Source organism: Nocardia heshunensis (assembly GCF_054782115.1).
The window spans coordinates 1-2733 of the sequence record NZ_BAAGTC010000079.1 but is presented as its reverse complement, the minus strand read 5'-3'; the positions used below and the strand labels follow the sequence as shown (position 1 = coordinate 2733).

General features: G+C 66.4%; 1 protein-coding gene. It reads left to right on the top strand.

The annotated features are described in order from the left end of the window. The coding region (locus ACYVN4_RS45300; RefSeq protein WP_460730541.1) for a non-ribosomal peptide synthetase at positions 1-2733 on the top strand (2733 nt) is incomplete at both ends.

The window sequence follows — 2733 nt, the reverse complement described above, 5'->3', positions numbered from 1 at the left end:
CCAACGCCGACGTGCCGTTCGAGCGGCTCGTCGAGGTGCTCAACCCGGTGCGCTCCACCGCGCGCAACCCGCTGTTCCAGGTGGGTCTCTCGTTCCAGAACCTGGCCGAGACCGCCTTCGAACTGCCGGGCCTGCACGTGGCCGCGGTCGAATTCGATTCGCAGCTGGCCAAGACCGACCTGCAGGTCACGCTGTACGACCGGTACACCGAGGACGGCACCCCGGCTGAGATCCTCACCGAATTCAGTTACGCCACCGACCTGTTCGACGAAACGACCATCCAAGCCTTCGCCGACCGGTTCATGCGGGTACTCGACGCGATCCTCGCCGATGCTTCCGCGGCTGTCGGTGAGATCGACCTGCTCGACGCCGGTGAGCGCGCCCGGATACTGGTGGATCGCAACAACACCCAGCACGAGATCGAACCCGGGCTGCTGCTCGACGGTTATCGCCGGGCGGTGGCGGAATTTCCGACACGGGTGGCGGTTTCGTTCGAGGGCCGACAACTCACCTACTCCGAGTTCGATGCTCAGGTGAACCAGGTCGCGCGCCTGCTCATCGCACAGGGTGTCGGTGCCGAGTCGTTGGTGGGCTTGGCGATGCGGCGCTCACTGGATCTCGTGGTCGGCATGTACGCGATCGTGACGGCCGGTGGCGCCTGGGTGGCATTGGACCCCGATCACCCGGCCGAACGCATCGCCTACATCCTCGAGACCGCACAACCGGCGTGCGTATTGACAACGACCGCTGATGCCGTCGCATTGCCCGACGAGATCCAGGTACTGAACTTGGATACGGTTGCGCTCGAGGAGTTCTCGGTCGAACCGGTCGCGGATGCGGAGTTGCTGGGACCGGTGCGCCCGGACAATCCGGCCTACGTGATCTTCACGTCGGGCTCGACGGGACAGCCGAAGGGTGTCACGATCTCCCACGGCGCGATCCACAATCAGACGACGTGGATGCTCGCGCAGTATCCGATGAGCCCGCACGATGTCTATCTCCAGAAAACGGCCACGACATTCGACCTGTCATTGTGGGGCTACTTCCTGCCGCTGCGCGCCGGGGCGACGCTGGTGGTCGCGACACCCGACGGCCACCGCGATTTCGGCTACATCGCTGAAACGATTGCTGCACAGGGCGTTACGGTCACGGACTTCGTGCCGTCGATGTTGTCGGCGTTCGCTGCGCATGCCCGGCCGAGTTCGATGCCGACTTTGCGCACTGTGTTCGTGATCGGTGAGGCATTGCCGCCGGCGACGGTCGATGCGATACGGGCGCTGGGCACGGACATCGAGGTGCACAACCTGTACGGTCCGACCGAAGCGACAGTGTCGATCACCCATTGGCCTGCCGGGGACGGCGATACTCAGACCGTTCCGATCGGTTTGCCGCAATGGAACAGCCGCGTGTACGTGCTGGATTCACGCCTGGGACCGGTTCCCGCCGGGGTGCCGGGTGAGCTGTATCTGGCCGGTGACCAGCTGGCCCGCGGCTATGCAGGACGGCCGGACCTGACCTCGGATCGCTTCGTGGCAAACCCGTTCGAGCCAGGTGAGCGCATGTACCGCACCGGTGATCTCGTGGTGTGGCGTAGCGAGCCGGACCGCCTCGAGTACATCGGCCGCACCGACTTCCAGGTGAAGTTCCGTGGACAGCGCATCGAGCTCGGCGAGATCGAAACCGCGCTACTGGCGCAGCCTTCCGTCAGCCAGGCGGTCGCGGTGGTGATGCCCAACGCCCTGGGCGATCAGCTGGTGGCCTATGTCGTGCCGACACCGGGCTATGCCACCGACCAGCAGCAACTGCTCGCGGCGACAGCCGGGGCACTGCCGGCCTACATGGTTCCAGGCGCGATCGTCACGCTCGACGCTCTTCCGCTCAACACCAGCGGCAAGCTCGACCGGAAGGCCCTACCCGAACCAGTTTTCGCTCCGCGCGAGTTCCGGGCACCTGCGGGCAAAGCCGAAATCGCCGTCGCCGAGGTTTTCGCGGCCGTACTCGGCGTGGAGAGTATCGGCGCGGACGACGACTTCTTCGCCCTCGGCGGCAACTCGCTGATGGCCACCCAGCTCGCCGCCCGCATCGGCGCGGCCCTCGACACCCGGGTGCCGGTGCGCGCCGTGTTCGAAGCCTCGACCGTCGCGGGCCTGGCCGCCAACGTCGAGCAGCACACCGGTGTGGGAGACCGCAAGGCGCTGACCGCCGTCGAACGACCCGACAACATTCCGCTGGCGCTCGCGCAGCAGCGCATGTGGTTCCTCAACCAGTTCGACACCTCCTCGGCGGCCTACAACGTGCCCGTCGCGGTGCGCCTGACCGGCGCACTCGACGTGGACGCGCTGCGTGCCGCCATCGCGGATGTGGTTGCCCGCCACGAGATCCTGCGCACCATCTACCCGCAGACCGAGGACGGCGCGGTGCAGGTCATCCTGCCGCCCACGCAGGCCGTACCCGAGTTGCGCGTGCGCACCGTCACTGCCGACGTGGTCGTGGGCGCGGTGGTGGAGCTGATCTCCACCTCCTTCGACGTCACCGTCGAGGTGCCGATCAAGGTGGCGCTGTTCAAGATCGAGGGTTCGGAGACCGTCCAGGTCGCCGAGTCGGAAGCGGCCGCGCACGCGGCGGCTTACACCTTCGACTTCGCCGATATCGCGCCCACCGGCCAGTACCCCGTCGTGGACCCGAACGCCCCGGTGAGCGCGGAATACGTGCTGGCCCTGGTGATTCACCACA